The organism is Paraburkholderia sp. JPY419 (assembly GCF_050435705.1).
Classification (GTDB): Bacteria; Pseudomonadota; Gammaproteobacteria; order Burkholderiales; family Burkholderiaceae; genus Paraburkholderia; species Paraburkholderia youngii.
Map to the genome: position 1 here is coordinate 2,598,949 of NZ_JBNDKV010000004.1, position 13,900 is coordinate 2,612,848.

The 13,900-nt window shown below is 64.1% G+C and carries 15 protein-coding genes and 1 pseudogene; 9 read left to right on the plus strand and 7 right to left on the minus strand.

The window, feature by feature from the left end; all coding sequences use genetic code 11:
- Positions 1–26: 26 nt before the first annotated feature.
- The 3 genes and pseudogenes from QFZ91_RS40425 to QFZ91_RS40435 form a co-directional block, all read right to left on the minus strand.
- On the minus strand, positions 27–539 hold the full coding sequence (locus QFZ91_RS40425; protein ID WP_368717162.1) for a metal-dependent hydrolase: 513 nt from the start codon (positions 537–539) through the stop codon (positions 27–29).
- Between the two features lie 149 nt (positions 540–688).
- Positions 689–1,198 carry a hypothetical protein gene (locus QFZ91_RS40430; protein ID WP_429570725.1) on the minus strand — a complete coding sequence of 170 codons (510 nt, stop codon included), beginning with the start codon at positions 1,196–1,198 and terminating at the stop codon, positions 689–691.
- 93 nt (positions 1,199–1,291) lie between these two features.
- A pseudogene (locus QFZ91_RS40435) lies at positions 1,292–1,486 on the minus strand (porin); the annotation flags it as partial.
- Between the two features lie 598 nt (positions 1,487–2,084).
- On the opposite strand from QFZ91_RS40435, the gene QFZ91_RS40440 reads away from it, so the two are divergent.
- Both QFZ91_RS40440 and QFZ91_RS40445 read left to right on the plus strand, forming a co-directional pair.
- On the plus strand, positions 2,085–2,621 hold the full coding sequence (locus tag QFZ91_RS40440; RefSeq protein ID WP_176125465.1) for a hypothetical protein: 537 nt from the start codon (positions 2,085–2,087) through the stop codon (positions 2,619–2,621).
- A gap of 160 nt (positions 2,622–2,781) precedes the next feature.
- Positions 2,782–3,054, plus strand: coding sequence for a hypothetical protein (locus tag QFZ91_RS40445; RefSeq protein WP_429570726.1), 273 nt, complete (start codon positions 2,782–2,784; stop codon positions 3,052–3,054).
- On the opposite strand, the gene QFZ91_RS40450 is transcribed toward QFZ91_RS40445, so the two are convergent.
- Positions 3,051–3,482: a hypothetical protein gene (locus QFZ91_RS40450; protein ID WP_429570727.1), complete on the minus strand. Its 432-nt coding sequence runs from the start codon at positions 3,480–3,482 to the stop codon at positions 3,051–3,053. The two genes, QFZ91_RS40445 and QFZ91_RS40450, sit on opposite strands and share 4 nt — an antisense overlap.
- Before the next feature lie 241 nt (positions 3,483–3,723).
- Between QFZ91_RS40450 and QFZ91_RS40455 the strand changes: the two genes are divergently transcribed.
- From QFZ91_RS40455 to QFZ91_RS40475, 5 genes are all read left to right on the plus strand, one after another.
- Positions 3,724–4,425, plus strand: a complete 702-nt coding sequence (locus tag QFZ91_RS40455; protein WP_429485828.1) for a CDP-alcohol phosphatidyltransferase family protein — start codon at positions 3,724–3,726, stop codon at positions 4,423–4,425.
- On the plus strand, positions 4,422–5,237 hold the full coding sequence (locus QFZ91_RS40460) for a HalD/BesD family halogenase (protein WP_176125467.1): 816 nt from the start codon (positions 4,422–4,424) through the stop codon (positions 5,235–5,237). The genes QFZ91_RS40455 and QFZ91_RS40460 overlap by 4 nt, the downstream gene beginning before the upstream one ends.
- Entirely contained in the window at positions 5,234–6,286 is a 1,053-nt protein-coding gene (locus tag QFZ91_RS40465) for a lysylphosphatidylglycerol synthase domain-containing protein (protein WP_429570728.1), read from the plus strand. Before QFZ91_RS40460 ends, QFZ91_RS40465 begins: the two co-directional genes overlap by 4 nt.
- Before the next feature lie 28 nt (positions 6,287–6,314).
- Positions 6,315–7,079 (plus strand): NTP transferase domain-containing protein, encoded by a 765-nt coding sequence (locus QFZ91_RS40470; RefSeq protein WP_429570729.1) that lies wholly within the window; start codon positions 6,315–6,317, stop codon positions 7,077–7,079.
- 126 nt (positions 7,080–7,205) lie between these two features.
- A complete protein-coding gene (locus QFZ91_RS40475) occupies positions 7,206–8,609 on the plus strand; it encodes an MFS transporter (RefSeq protein WP_429570970.1) in 1,404 nt (467 codons plus the stop codon).
- A 23-nt stretch (positions 8,610–8,632) separates the two neighbouring features.
- On the opposite strand, the gene QFZ91_RS40480 is transcribed toward QFZ91_RS40475, so the two are convergent.
- The gene (locus tag QFZ91_RS40480; protein ID WP_429570730.1) at positions 8,633–9,682 is read right to left on the minus strand and encodes a S1C family serine protease; all 1,050 of its coding nucleotides are present in this window, start codon (positions 9,680–9,682) and stop codon (positions 8,633–8,635) included.
- A gap of 181 nt (positions 9,683–9,863) precedes the next feature.
- Between QFZ91_RS40480 and QFZ91_RS40485 the strand changes: the two genes are divergently transcribed.
- Together QFZ91_RS40485 and ppk2 are read left to right on the plus strand one after the other, a co-directional pair.
- The gene (locus tag QFZ91_RS40485; protein ID WP_429570731.1) at positions 9,864–10,262 is read left to right on the plus strand and encodes a VOC family protein; all 399 of its coding nucleotides are present in this window, start codon (positions 9,864–9,866) and stop codon (positions 10,260–10,262) included.
- Positions 10,263–10,426: 164 nt separating this feature from the next.
- Positions 10,427–11,353: a polyphosphate kinase 2 gene (gene ppk2 / locus QFZ91_RS40490; protein ID WP_176384989.1), complete on the plus strand. Its 927-nt coding sequence runs from the start codon at positions 10,427–10,429 to the stop codon at positions 11,351–11,353.
- Between the two features lie 103 nt (positions 11,354–11,456).
- Here the strand turns inward: ppk2 and QFZ91_RS40495 are convergent, their stop codons facing one another.
- Entirely contained in the window at positions 11,457–13,043 is a 1,587-nt protein-coding gene (locus QFZ91_RS40495; protein WP_429570732.1) for an inorganic phosphate transporter, read from the minus strand.
- Positions 13,044–13,226: 183 nt separating this feature from the next.
- Positions 13,227–13,820: a short chain dehydrogenase gene (locus tag QFZ91_RS40500; RefSeq protein WP_013092348.1), complete on the minus strand. Its 594-nt coding sequence runs from the start codon at positions 13,818–13,820 to the stop codon at positions 13,227–13,229.
- Between the last annotated feature and the right edge of the window lie 80 nt (positions 13,821–13,900).

Sequence of the window (13,900 nt, forward strand, 5' to 3'; positions counted from 1 at the left end):
CGCCGCGGCCGGCTGCATCGCTGCGCCTAGCTGATCGGCCAATGGCGTAACCACGGCAACGCATACATGCCATGCCGCCACACATGCTCGCCGATGAACCACGCGGCCACCCACGACGCCGCGACGACGATCAGATCGCAGTGCCCGCTATTCCATAGATTCAACGAATGTCGCCCGGCGATCCACGGCACGCCGAGCGGATTCGGCCAGTCGGCGAGCAGATGCATCAGGCCGCCGCACGCGAAGCCGAACGCGGGCGCCGCGTAGATCGAATGTCCGAGCATGTGATACGACGCCGCGAGCAGCGCGAGCCAGCCGATGCCCCAATGCGTCAACGTGCGATGCGTGATCCACAGCCGCCGCGCGCGCGACCACCATGCAACTTCGAGCCAGTCTGGCGCGGTGCTGCCGGCCACGCCGGCGATGAAGCTCAGCAGCACGCCAGTGTGAAACGGACCGCCGCCGCTGCGCGCGACGATCGCCGCCGCGATGATGCCGGCTGCGAAACCGGTCGCATGATGCGCTTTGCTGGATGCCATCGACATTCGCGACACAAGTGCCGCGCGAAAAACAAAGGGCGGCTATGTTCGCAGATGAGCGCGTAAAAAAATAGCCGATGGGCGAGATATAAATTCGCGCATCGGCCTTCCGTGAGTGATGCACACGGCGTTCAAGTGCGCCGCGCCGCTCAGGTCGCGCAGCGTGCGATAGCGAAGCGCATTTCCTCTTCGGGTGGATCGTCGGGCGCATTGGCCGGATGCATGACCTTGATGACCGTGCTGCCGTTGAGCGGGGTCAGCGTGACGAAGTACGAGTTGTGCGAATCGGCGCCGACCGCGAGTTCGGTCGCCGCGCCCGTCTGCGAGGTACGCACGCGCGGCAGACGTCCTTCGAGGCAGGCGGCGATGGACGCAGGCGTGCGTGACGACGACACGTACACGAGCGGCGCGGACGCATCGCGCGCGGGGCCGCCCGACGAACCGCAAGCGGCGAGGGTGGCAGTGAGGGCGGCAGCGGGGGCAAGCAGGAGAAGTCTTTTCATGATCCGATCGTCGGCGTTCCCAGTCATGCATGGGGAGGTGAGGCGCGGGCGAAGCGCGATGCGCTGGCGGACAGCGCGATGCTTCGCGACGAAGCTGCCGTGCAGGCGGCGCGGTTTCGCGGCGTCGCACGGCGGCCGGGGCAGTATACCGAGCAAGCGCCGGCGTCGTCACTAGCGCGGCCGGGGAAATCGCCTTGCAGCGACACGGTGTGCCACTTCGGCTCGCCCGAGCCGTTGGAGCCGCTCTCCTTCCTCGCTGCCACGCGGATCAAAGCAGGTGTTCGACAATGAGCCGCTGCCCTGCTGCCAGTTGCTGTGACCGCCCTGGTTGTTCCAGTAGACGAGACCCGCGTCGAGCGATCCGTACAACGTGACGCTGCTTTGCGCGTGTGCGGTGATTGCGAAGGCGCTCAGCAGGCTTGCCATGATGGGGCTTCTTTGCATGTTCGGGATTCACTCCGTGGTACGTGGAGAATCGGCATGTTGAGCGCCATTCCCAGCGAAGTGTAATTACCGCTATGCAGATATTTAATTATTCGACTTGCAACAGTTTATTTTCGCATCCGCGATTATGTGAATTAATCGTGTAAGTGCAGGTTCCTAAAAGGAAATTATTTTTAAAGGTGAATGGGCGGCTACGCTGCCAAGTCCACCGACGTTGCCGGACCGTTACGACATAAGGCCTACGGCCAGCATCGGATGCCCTCGCCGATTCTCACCGTTTTGCGCAACGCAGTCTTACGAAGAAAGCGTTAAATCATAGTGGGAGGCCACTTATAATTTAGATAGACCCCTTCGACCAAAGGGTGTCTTTTTCATTTTTACACGCGGCTTTCGGGCCGCGTTTTTTTATCTGACATTTAAAGTGGTTTTATACATTGTCGCGTAAGGGTAAATAGAATTTTTCGCGCCCCTCGAGCGGCTTCGCCGTTCCGAGCGCGCCTTGTCCGTTCGTCAGAGCGAGCAGGGCGAAGCGGGCCGGGCAGGTAGAATCGCGGGTTCGAAATCTGTTTGTGTGCCCCGCGAAGTGAGTGAACCTGTGATGAACGACACGCCTTTTCCCTCGACCGACACGAATGCCGGGTTCCTGGCCGACGACTCGTCCGGACCGGACGAAAGCGTGCATGAAGAGCGTCTGTGGCGCGATAACGGCTGGACCGCGCGCATCATCAAGAACGAAGACGACGAAGGCTGGGCCGTCGAAATGATCAAGGACGGCGAGGCGGAGCCCGCGCTCGTCGGGCCTTGGACGATGGGTCGCAACAAGAAGGATCCGAAGCCGCTCGACGTGTCGGCGTTCAACACGCTGGTGAAAACCGCCGCGGAAGTGCTGCGTCGCCACGAGCAGCAACTGCGCGCGCAACTGCACAAGGCGGTGCGCGTGCCGAGCGCGGACGGCAACGACGAACTCGACATCACGCTCGACATCGTTCCGGACGAAGACGAGCCGTACGCGCTGTTGAGCGCGCTCGATATTTTCGGCGAGCAGATCGCGCAGGTGCAGGTCGCGCCGACCTTCAAGCTCAGCAAGGCGAGCGCCGCGGCGTGGGTGGCGAACGAGTTTCGCCGGCCGGGGTAAATGGCGGTTGCAGGCGCGGTTGCGTCGTGATCGGATCGTCTTGGGCCATCCGGCCGAGGAGCCAGCGAACGGGAATCTCGCGATAATTTGCGGTCTCTTTTGGCGGCCTCGCGAGGTGGACTTGAAATGGATTTCGATTTTGCGACGAGGTTTTATCGACGTGGCGGATGTTCGCTATGACCTCGCTCATCTGCTTGCCAGCGCGTTTACTTTCGCGATTCCCGCCGCGCCGCGATTTCCGGCAGTGACGGCAACGGTCCACGTCGAATACACGTCGCATTGCGTGTCGTTTGGAGCGGGCGCGACCGGGCCACTCGATTTCGAAGTGCTCGGCAACGCGTGCAGAATACTCGATCATCGCAATGTGGCGCGCGCGTTTTGCCCCGACCGACACCGCTGGCCGCAGCCAGCGCGTGCCGCCGCCAATCCCTAGTTGCGCTTGCAAAAAATCGCGGTGATCAGCGGCGCGACGTGGTGCACGATCGCTGTACTGCCGGCGTTCTCGAGCGCGCTTCTAACCTTGTCGTCGCCGCCGAACACGACGGCGCCATACGCGGACTGCGCGACCGGTTCGCCGTCGCCGACCCGGAACATCGGGTCGTCTTTTTCGAAGCCGACCACCGCGAATACGCGGAAACCGAACGCGGTTAGATGCGCACCGGGCATCGGCGAGAACGCGTTGATCGAGTTGCTTTCGACGTGACTTGGCTTCGGGTTGATCAGTTGCTGTTGCATCAGATCAGCAATGAACTGGTGGCCGCTCTCATTGCATACGAGTGGCGCGTCGAGCTCCACGGCAAAAGAGGACAGCGGCAGCGCGGTGGCTGCGGCAAACAGCACAAGGACAAGAAGACGGTTCATGAGTGTAGGCGGGCGTCCACAGTCGATGCCGTGGATTAGCAACCACTGCGCCATCCCCCGGAGGGGCGCAAGCGGTGCTGCACATCGAACAGATTCCGCGTGACTGGCACAACTGGATTCGCACTTTACAGCGATTCGGCGAATTCCGCTTTGTGGCGGACATACAAACGCTATTTGCAAATTGCCGGGAAACATACGACGCAACAGCAAGCTTTCAGAATCCCGTATATATTTCCGCCTTATGACTTCGCAACCCCGACCTCCAATAAACGTCCCGCCGCCACGTACGTGGGATGCCCGGCTCGCTCGCCGGCTCGTGACACCGCTAATCGATACCTGGGTCACCCCGAATCATTTGACCACGCTGCGCCTGCTGATCGGCGTCGCAGGCGCGCTGTGCCTTGCGCACGGAGGATTCGGGTGGGCCAATGCGGGAGCACTTCTGATCGTTCTGTCTAATTTCGTCGATCACACCGACGGCGAACTCGCGCGCGTCGGCGGCAAGTCGAGCCGTATCGGTCATTTTTACGATCTCGCCTGCGATGCTCTCGTGACCGTGATGCTGTTCGTCGGCATGGGTATCGGTGTCGGCGGTGCGCAGATCGATGCTTTGAAGCTCGCGCCCGGCATGCTCGGCGCGGTTGCGGGTGTCGCGGTTGCCCTGATCTTCTTCTTGCGCATGCGGATCGAGGAAATGGTCGGCAAGGCCGGCACGAAGCAGGCGTCGGTGGGGGGCTTCGAAACCGAGGACGTGCTTTACCTGCTGCCCATCGTCACGCTGACGAATGTCGTCGCGCCGTTCGTGGTGGTCGCGTCGATTGGCGCGCCGCTGTTCGCCGCATGGGTGGTGATCGACTACTGGCGCGTCGCGCGCCGTAGCGCTCGCCTGACGGCCAAGGCCCCCGCCACTTCGGAAACCAGTCAACAGTGGGCCAGCAAATGAATCTGCACGCCGAAGACGACGTGATTGCGCCCGTGTCGACAGGCACGCCCGTGGCGGCGCTCACGCCCGCGCCCGATGCCGACCGCGCGGTCGCGAGCCGTACCCGCACGTTCGACAACGCGCGTCTGCGCAAAGACTTCGCCGCGCAGGACGCGTTTCTGTATCTCGAAGATTTCCTCGCGCCGGAAGTCACCGCGCAGCTGGTTCACAGCGCGCGCTCGCTGCTCGACGAAGTGAACCGCAACTATCTGCCTGGCCACAAGCAGGGCGGCAGTGTCAGCCGCCATACGATCGACCGTCTCGCGCCGTTCATCGCAGAGCTGTATCGTTCGAAGGAGTTGATCGGCTGGCTCGAGCAGCTGAGCGGCGACCAGCTGCAGGTGTCGCCTGCCGACGACCCGCACGCCTACGCGCTCTACTACTACACGCGCCCCGGCGACCATATCGGCTGGCACTACGATACTTCGTATTACGACGGGCGCCGCTACACGCTGCTTCTCGGCGTGATCGACGAATCGTCGTGCCGGCTCGACTACGAGCTGCATACGCGCAATCCGGAGATGCCGGACCAGCCGGGTTCGGTGCAGATTCCGCCCGGTGGCCTCGTGTTTTTCGATGGCGACAAGCTGCGTCATCGCATCACGCCGGCCGGCCCGAACGAGATGCGCGTGTCGCTGACGTTCGAATACGTCACCGATCCCAACATGCGGCCGTGGCGCCGCTTCGTTTCGAACATGAAGGACGCGATCGCGTACTTCGGTTTCCGTCAGGTGTTCCGTCAGATGGCCTCGCGCGGCAAGGACGCCGCATGAGTCGCGCGGCGCTGCTTCTGCTGTCGATCGGCTCGGCGCTGTTCGTCGGCCTGCTCGCGTGGCAGGGCTTCGGCTCGGTGACGTCCACTTTGCTCGCAGCCGGCTGGGGGCTCGCGGTCGTCGCCGCGTTCCACGTGGTGCCGCTCGCGATCGATGCGGCTGCGATCGCGGTGCTGTTCAAGCGCGGCCATCCGTCGCGTGACGGCGCGCATGAAGGTCCAGCAAGCCGCGCGCGAGCCGACCTCTCGCTGCGCGATGCGCTGTCCGCGCGCTGGATCGGCGAATCGGTGAATAGCCTGCTGCCCGCTGGACAGATCGGCGGTCCGGTGGTGATGGTGCGGCAACTGTCGCAGCGCGGCATGCTGCTGCGCGACGCGGCCGCCGCGATCACCGTTAGCACGACCTGGCAGGCGCTCGCGCAAATCGTGTTCGCACTCGGCGGCCTCGCGATGTTCGGCGCGTACGCCGCGCACGGCACGCTGCACGACCTGCGCACCGCGACGCTGATCGCGACCTGCGTGCTCGGCGCGCTGATCGCCGGGTTCTACTTCGCGCAGCGGCGCGGCCTGTTCGGGCGTCTGCTCGGCGTGGTGTCGAAGGTGTTCGGCAAGCGCGACTGGTCGTCTCTGATGACGCGCGCTGAAGCCGTCGATGCCGCCGTGCAGTCGCTGTACCGCGAGCGCGGCCGCGTGGCGGCGAGCTTTGCGCTGAGCCTCGTCGGCTGGGTCGTCGGCATGGTCGAGGTATGGCTCGCGCTGCGTTTTCTCGGCCATCCGGTCGGCTGGATCGACGCGCTGCTGCTGGAGAGCATCGGCCAGGCGATTCGCGGCGCGGCCTTCATGATTCCGGGCTCGCTCGGCGTGCAGGAGGGCGGCTATCTGCTGCTCGCGCCGCTGGTGGGTTTGCCGCCCGACGCGGCGCTGGCGTTGTCGCTCGCCAAGCGTGCGCGTGAAATCCTGCTGGGCCTGCCGGGCCTGCTGGTATTGCACTTCAGCGAACGAAGCTGGCAACGTCGGCGCGCCCCGCGGCGTGTGCCGGTTGCCGATTGACCTCCGTACTTTTTTCAAAGGACCGCGCATGCGCGCCATCATTCTCGCAGCGGGCCTCGGCCTGCGTCTCCAGCAACCGCCGCAAGCCCAGTTTCCGAAATGCCTGTTGCAGTTCGACGGTATGAGCCTGCTTGAACGGCATCTGCAGATGCTCGAAACCGCCGGCGTGACCGACGTCGTGCTCGCGCTCGGTTTCCAGCCGCAATCCGTGCAGGCGGAACTCGCGCGCATCAACTGGCCGCATCAGATCGAGACCGTGCTCAATCCGCGTTTCGATCTGGGCAGCGTGCTGACCGTGCATACCGTTGCCGACGCGTTGACGCGCGGCGGCGACGTGCTGCTGATGGACGCCGACGTGCTGTACGACGAGCGCATCCTGAACGCGCTGGTGGCGGGCGAGTCGGTCAACCGACTGCTGATCGACCGCGATTTCGAAGCGGGCGACGAGCCGGTCAAGCTATGCCTGAAGAACGGCGTGCCGGTCGAGTTGCGCAAGCAGCTCGCGGTCAATCTGGAGTTCGACACGATCGGCGAGTCGGTCGGCTTCTTCCGCTTCCGCGAGGAAACCGCACGACGCTTTACGCAGATCGTCGCGGGCTATGTCGACAGCGGCCGTGCGAACATGCCGCACGAAGAGGCGGTGCGCGACCTGCTGCTCGAGCGCAGCCAGGTATTCGACACGGCCGACGTGACCGGCGCGCCGTGGATCGAGATCGACTTCCCGAACGACGTCGCGCGCGCGGCCAACGAAATCCTGCCGCAGTTGCAGCCGCTCGTCAGCGCATCGCGCTAAAGCGTCCGCCGCGCGTCAGCACGCATGACGGCGCGCGGCAAAACCCCTCGCGCGACAACATTTGTTGCCGCCGCAATGCCATAATCGGCACTTTCCATTGATGGCGGGCCGCCCGTCGCCATGAAAATGCTGCTCGCTTTAGGCGCTTTCATCGTTCCGCTGATCGTCGCGTGCGCGATGTTCATGGAAAACGTGGACGGCACGGTCATCGTGACGTCGCTGCCGGTTCTGGCGCGCGACCTCGGTCATGATCCGATCACGCTGAAGCTTGCGGTTACCGCGTATGTGATCGGCCTCGGCGTTTTTATCCCGATCTGCGGCTGGGTCGCCGACCGCTTCGGTTCGCGCACCGTGTTCCGAACCGCGATCGGCATCTTCATGGCGGGCTCGCTGCTGTGCGCGGCCTCCACTTCGCTCGATACCTTCGTGCTCGCGCGCTTCGTGCAGGGCATCGGCGGCGCGCTGATGGTGCCGGTGGGGCGCATCATCATCTTCCGTTCGCTGCCGAAGTCGGAGTTCATTCGCGCGATCAACTATCTAACGGTGCCGGCGTTGCTCGGCCCGGTGGTCGGGCCGCCGCTCGGCGGCTTTATCACGACCTATCTGCACTGGCGTCTGATCTTCGTGATCAATGTGCCGATCGGGCTGCTCGGAATCTGGCTCACCAACAAGTACATCGCCAATACGCGCGAGCCGCATCCAGGCCGGCTCGACTGGCTTGGCTTCGTGCTGTCGGCAAGTGGCGCGTCGTTGTTCATGCTCGGGCTCTCGCTCGTCGGCGGCGAACTGGTGTCGACGGGAGAATCGGTCGGCATGTGCGTGACCGGCATCGTGCTGCTGCTGGTTTATGTGCTGTACGCAAGCCGCGTCGCGCTGCCGGTGCTCGATCTGAGTTTGCTGCGCATTCCGAGTTTTCATGCGAGCGTGATCGGCGGTTCGCTGTTTCGTATCGGTCTTGGCGCGGTGCCGTTCCTGTTGCCGCTCGCGTTGCAGGAAGGGCTCGGCATGACCGCGTTCAGAGCCGGCGCGATCACCTGCGCGTCCGCGTTCGGCTCGATCTTCATGAAGACGGTGGCGTCGCGCATTCTCGAACGCTTCGGCTTTCGCACGGTGCTGATGGTCAACGCCGGGTGCGCGGGTCTTGCGATCGCCGTGTACGGGTTGTTTTTTCCCGGCACGCCGCATTGGGTGATCTGGTGCATCGTGCTGGTGGGCGGCTTCTTTCCCTCGCTGCAATTCACGTCGCTCAATACGCTGGCCTATGCGGATATTCCGAGCAGCGACGTCGGCCGCGCAACGAGTGTTGCGAGCGTGATCCAGCAGATGTCGCTCGGGCTCGGCGTGACGATCTCGGGCATCGTGCTGCTGATTTCGCATCGTCTGCAAGGGCATCCGAACATCGTGTTCTCCGATTTCTGGCCGGCGTTTCTGGTCGTCGGTCTGTTCTCGTGCCTGTCGATTCCGATTACGCGGCGGCTGCCGCGAGACGCGGGTGACGAGATCGCGCGCGGCAGCCGCGGGCGCGCGTAAGTCAAGATACGGGCGCAGTCTGCTTACCCCGCCTGCTCCACCGGCGTCACCGTCAACTCCAGCCGCTGCGCGCCGCGCAACACCGTCACGCTGACCGGCTTGTCGATACGCGAAGCATCGAGCGTGCGCTGCAGACCATCCACATCCTGCACCGGCTGTGTGTCGATCGCGACGATCGTGTCGTCGGTGCGCAAGCCGCCGAGCGCGGCCGGACTGCCTTTGACGATCTCCATGACGTGCACGCCGCTTTGCGTGCCCAGGCCAAAGTAGCGCTGCACACGCCGCGACAGCGGCGCCGTCGTGCCGGCCACGCCGATATACGCGCGTCGCACGCGGCCATGCGCGAAGATCTGCATGATGACCCACTTCGCGGTATCAATCGCGGTCGCGAAACAGATGGCCTGCGCGCCAGGAATGATCGCGGTATTCACGCCGATCACCTGACCCGCCGAATTGATCAGCGGTCCGCCGGAGTTGCCCGGATTCAACGCCGCGTCGGTCTGGATCACGTCGTAGATCATGCGGCCGGAGTTCGAGCGCAGCGACCGGCCCAGCGCCGAAACGACGCCGGTCGTCACGGTCTGCTGCAGCCCCAGCGGGCTGCCGACCGCAATGGCGATCTGCCCGACGCGCAGCTTCGACGATTCGCCGAGTTCGACATGCGGCAGCGGCTCCGGCGAACCGATGCGCAGCACCGCGAGATCGCTGCCGGGATCGTCGCCGACCAGATCGGCGTCGAACTTGGCGCCGTCGGCCAGCGTCACCTGGATATGCGTCGCGCCATGTACGACGTGGCTGTTGGTCAACAGGTAGCCGTCGGGCGTGAACAGAAAGCCCGAGCCGGTGCCGCCGCGCGCGCCGCGCCCATGCGCGGACGCGTCGCCGGGCAGCCGGCGCTCGACGGCGATAAACGCGACCGCCTGCTGCACGCGCTCCAATGCGCCGATCACGGTGCGGGAGTAGGCGTCGAGCAGCGCGTCGTCGTCGTTGGTCAAAAGTTCGGTGGATTGGGGCCCGGGGGCGTCGGATGCGGCGCTCGACAGGTCATCGATGAAGCGTGGACGGCTTCCCATAACGATGCTCCGGATAGACGGGCTGCGAGATGCGGGGCGTCGCGCGGGTTTTCAAGGGCGTCTGGGGCGGGGCGCCCGGGGTCGTCCCGAGTGCCGCACTGGCGGCCACCGCGTGTGAGACACTTTCCGGGGCGGGGCCGTCGCTCGCCGCTCGCTCGCTCGCGCCACGGAGACCGCCTTCATGTCCGCATCTACCCCTTCAGCGCCGCAACCTCCGCAGCCGGAACCACGCATCGAGTCTCTGAGCGCAATCACGCTCGCCACCAGCGACATGCAGCGCGCCGTCGCCTTCTACGAAGCGCTCGGCTTCCCGCTCAAATACGGCGGTCCGCGCGAGGCCTTCACGTCGTTCGCGTTCGGCAGCTCGTATCTGAACCTGATCGCCGATGCGCGCGCGCCGGTCAGCTGGTGGGGGCGCGTGATCATCTACGTGTCGGACGTCGACGCGATCTATGCCAAGGCGCTGGCCGCGGGCTTGCAGCCGTCGCTCGCGCCGGCGGATGCGCCGTGGGGCGAGCGCTATTTTCATATCACCGATCCGGACGGCCACGAATTGAGCTTCGCGCGGCCGCTGCACTAGCGGCGGCAGCCTAGGCAAAACTCGCTATCATGGGTGTTTCCACGCGTCCGCAGCGGCCGGCCACGCGGTAACACGGCTGACACCTCGCGCTTCGATAATCGAACGCGACCGCGTCGCGCTAGCCGCCGACGCGCCATCCCATTCCTGTTGCGAGGAGAGCCGCAATGAATGAGCCGGACCCGAGACCCGATTTCGAATTGATGGCGGAGCGGCAACGCCGTTTCGAGGAAGACCTCATCGATGCCTACGACGAAGAACTCGAAATGGAGGTCGACGACCGCATCATCGACGGCCCGGCCGGATTTACGCCCGAGCATCGCGAGGCGCGCAGGCAGTACTTCCGTGAACTGTTCCGCCTGCAGGGGGAACTGGTCAAGCTGCAGGACTGGATCGTCGCGACCGGACATCGGCTCGTCGTGATCTTCGAGGGGCGCGATGCGGCGGGCAAGGGCGGCGCGATCAAGCGCATCACGCAGCGCCTCAATCCGCGCGTGTGCCGCGTGGCAGCATTGCCCGCGCCGAATAATCGCGAGCGCACGCAATGGTATTTTCAGCGCTATGTGTCGCATCTGCCGGCGGGCGGCGAGATGGTGCTATTCGATCGCAGCTGGTACAACCGCGCGGGCGTCGAACGCGTGATGAACTTCTGCACCGACGAGGAATACGAAGAGTTTTTCCGCTCGGTGCCGGAGTTCGAAAAGATGCTGGTGCGCAGCGGCGTGCAGATCCTCAAGTACTGGTTTTCGATCACCGACGAAGAGCAGGAAATCCGCTTCCAGAACCGCATTCACGATCCGCTGAAGCAGTGGAAGCTGAGTCCGATGGATCTGGAAAGCCGGCGCCGCTGGGAAGCGTATACGCAGGCGAAAGAAGTGATGCTGCAGCGCTCGCATATCCCCGAGGCGCCGTGGTGGGTCGTGCAGGCCGTCGACAAGAAGCGCGCGCGCCTGAACTGCATTCACCATCTGCTGAGCCAGGTGCCATATCATGAGATCGAGCACCCGCACATCGAATTGCCGTCGCGCGTCTATCACGAAGACTATAGCCGCCAGCCGGTGCCCGACGCGATGATCGTGCCCGAGGTGTACTAAAAAGCGGATCGTATGGACTAGCGGGCCAACGAAAAAGCGCGGTACGTATAGAACGTATCGCGCTTTTTTTCGTGCTGGATAGGTTTCCACCAGATCGGCGAACTCAGAACACCGAACGGAACAGCCAGTACAACCCGCCCGCGAGCGCGATCGACGCGGGCAGCGTCAGCACCCATGCGAGAATCAGGCTGCGCACGGTGGCCCATTGCAGACCCGAGCCGTTGGCCGCCATCGTGCCGGCCACGCCGGAAGAGAGCACGTGGGTCGTCGACACCGGCAGACCGTAGACGTCGGCGGCACCGATCGTGACCATCGCGACGAGTTCAGCCGACGCGCCCTGGCCGTACGTCAGATGCTGTTTGCCGATCTTCTCGCCCACCGTGACGACGATGCGCTTCCAGCCGACCATCGTGCCGAGACCCAGCGCGATCGCGACCGCCACCTTGACCCACGGCGGAATGAACTTGGTCGCGTGATCGATCTGCTTTCTGAAGTTGGCGATGACCTTCGCGTCCTCGGGCGAGAACTGCGGCTGATTGGCCTTCTGCATCAGACGGATCGCCTCGGACGTGACATACATGTTGTTGCGCACGTTATCGACGATGCCTTGCGGCAGCGCGGCCATCGAGCCAAATTCGCCGACCTGGCGGCCGATCTGCTCGGTCAATTGCCGCAGCGCCGGCAGCGTCGCGGGTGTCAACTGACGGGTGCGCACGAAGGCCTCGACGTCGGCGCGCGGATCCGCGGACGGCGCCGCGCCCTGCGTGTAGCGCGCTAGCGTCGCCGCGGTTTGATGCGCGACCGCGACGAAGTTCTGCGTTTGCTCCGGCGTGACCGCTCGATTCAGTGCGTACGCAGTGGGCACCGTACCGATCAGGATCAGCATGATCAGACCCATGCCTTTCTGCCCATCGTTCGAGCCGTGCGCGAACGACACGCCCGTGCAGGTCAGAATCAGCAGGCAGCGAATCCAGAACGGCGGCGGCTCCTTGCCCTTCGGCTCGGCATACAGCGCGGGCACCCGCACGACGGCCTTCAGGATCAGCAGCAGCAAGCCCGCGAGCAGAAAGCCCACGATCGGCGAAAACAGCAGCGACTTGCCGACGCCGAGCGCCTGAGTCCAGTCGACGCCGCTGGTGCCATTCGCACCGTGCATCATCTGATTCATCAGGCCTACGCCGATGATCGAGCCGATCAGCGTGTGCGAGCTCGAAGACGGTAGGCCCAGGGACCACGTGCCCAGGTTCCAGATGATCGCGGCGATCAGCAGCGCGAATACCATCGAGAACCCGGCGCTGCTGCCGACCTGCAGGATCAGCTCGACAGGCAGCAGTTGCAGCACGCCGAAGGCGACCGCACCGCTAGACAACAGCACACCGAGAAAATTCCACGCGCCGGACCAGACGACCGCGATATTCGGTGTCAGCGAGTGGGTATAGATGACGGTGGCGACCGCATTGGCCGTATCGTGAAAGCCGTTGACGAACTCGAAGCCGAGCGCGATCAGCAGCGCGACGCCGAGCAATAGATAGGGCAGCACCGAGCTTTCGCGCACGGGCTGCAGATCGTCTATCAGATGAACACCGCAGTACACGACGCCCGCAATGAGCAGGCCGGCGAAAATCACCAGGCCTGCGCTACGGCCCTTGCCGCTGGCGGCGCCTGGTTGCGGATACGAAAGTTCCGGCATGGCGTGAGCCCCAAAAATGTGGTCGCAGAGTATTCGATGCTGCTTTCGCTGCGTGTCGCAATGATGACAACTGCGTGACGGCAATGGGGGTGTAAAAAATAGACGCGGCGCCGCTTATGCCGCCGCGCACTGGACTAAGCAAGTGATGAATAAAACCAGGCAGTGGACGCACCGCAGTCGCGCCTACGATGCGCTGACGACTTCGCCGCTTGCGCTGCCACCGAGGGTGCGTTTATAGGCTTGCGCGACGATTTCCGCCGGTATCCCTTGCGACGGATCGCGGCCCATCGATTCGAGCGTTTCGGCGACCCACCCCGGGCTCACCACATTGACGCGGGCTTTGCCGCGCAACTCGAGCGCGGCCGAGCGCGCGAACGCCTCGACACCCGCATTGACGATGCTGACCGCGGCGCTGCCTTCCATCGGCTGTTGCGCGAGCACGCCGCTCGTCAGTGTGAACGAGCCGCCTTGCGACACATGGTCCACGCCGCAGCGCACAACATTGACCTGCCCCATCAGTTTGTTGGCAAGACTAAAAGAAAAGTCTTCGTCGCCAAGCGCCGCGAGCGGCGCGAATTTCGCTGAGCCGGCCGCGCAGATGATCGCGTCGAAGCTGCCGGCTTGCGCATACATCGCTTCGATGCTGCGTTTGTCGGACAGATCGACGTGCAGGTCGGAGCCCTTGCGGCTTGCGCCGACCACGTCGTGCTCGGTGGCGAGCAGCTTCACGATGTGCGAGCCGAGCAGGCCGGTCGCACCAACAACGAGTATTCGCATACATCCTCCTCAGGTCTGTTTGCGGCATTTGCCGCGCTGCACACTGCATCGTCAAGCCGGAGCATTCGCCGGACCGCGCG